General features: G+C 76.4%; 1 protein-coding gene. It reads left to right on the forward strand.

All coding sequences use genetic code 11. The annotated features are described in order from the left end of the window. Nucleotides 1–1088: glutamate 5-kinase (gene proB / locus ACJOT3_RS34520; protein ID WP_406977333.1), on the forward strand; the 1088-nt coding region annotated here is incomplete at its 5' end. Nucleotides 1089–1197: the final 109 nt, after the last annotated feature.

A 1197-nucleotide genomic window follows, 5' to 3' on the forward strand; every position in this document is an offset into this window, starting at 1 on the left:
GCCGGGTCGTCGTCAAGGTGGGGTCGTCGTCGCTGACGACCCCGGAGGGCCGGATCGACTCCGGCCGCATCCGGGACCTGGTCGAGGTGCTGGCGTCCCGCCGCGCCCTGGGCCAGGAGGTCATCCTGGTCTCCTCGGGCGCGGTGGCCGCCGGCATGACCCCGCTGGGGATGCGCACGCGCCCCCGCGACCTGGCCTCGCAGCAGGCCGCCGCCAGCGTCGGCCAGGGGCTGCTGCTGGCCGCCTACACCGCCGAGCTGGCGGGGCACGGCATCAACACCGCCCAGATCCTGCTCACCGTCGAGGACCTGATGCGGCGGGTGCAGCACCGCAACGCCCAGCGCACGCTGCGCCGGCTGCTCGACATCGGCGCCCTGCCGATCGTCAACGAGAACGACACCGTCGCCACCCACGAGCTGCGGTTCGGCGACAACGACCGGCTGGCCGCCCTGGTCGCCCACCTGATGAAGGCCGACGCCCTGGTCCTGCTGTCGGACGTGGACGCCCTCTACGACGGCGACCCGGCCGAGCCCGCCTCCAGGGTGGTGGGCCTGGTCTCGGGACCGGGCGACCTGGAGGGCATCGACATCGGCTCCTCGGGCAAGCGCGGGGTGGGCACCGGCGGCATGGTCACCAAGGTGGCCTCGGCCCGCATCGCCACCGAGGCGGGCGTGAACACGCTGCTCACCTCAGCCGCCAACGCCCGCGCGGCGCTGGCGGGGGAGGAGGTCGGCACGCTCTTCGCCGCGGCCTCGGGGCGGCGCCCCTCGGCCCGCCAGCTGTGGCTGGCCCACGCCACCGCCGGGCGCGGCAGCCTGGTCCTGGACCCGGGCGCGGTCACCGCGGTCGTCCGGGACAAGGCGTCGCTGCTGCCCGCCGGGGTGGTGGACGTGCTCGGCGAGTTCAGCGCCGGGGACCCGGTGGACCTGCGCGACGAGCAGGGCACGGTGGTGGCCCGCGGCCTGGTCAACTACGACTCCGCCGAGGTCCCCGACCTCATGGGCCGCTCCACCCGGTGGCTGGCCCGGGAGCTGGGGCCCTCCTACGAGCGCGAGCTGGTCCACCGCGACGACCTCGTGGTCCTGTGACCCGGCCCCGCGCCGCCACCTGACCGCCGCCCGCCGCCGCCCGTCGAGACCCCGCGGGCGGCGGCGCCGTGTCCGGGGCCCGGACGGAACCGGGCGCGGGGGACCGTGT

This window comes from Nocardiopsis protaetiae (assembly GCF_045446735.1).
GTDB lineage: Bacteria > Actinomycetota > Actinomycetes > Streptosporangiales > Streptosporangiaceae > Nocardiopsis > Nocardiopsis protaetiae.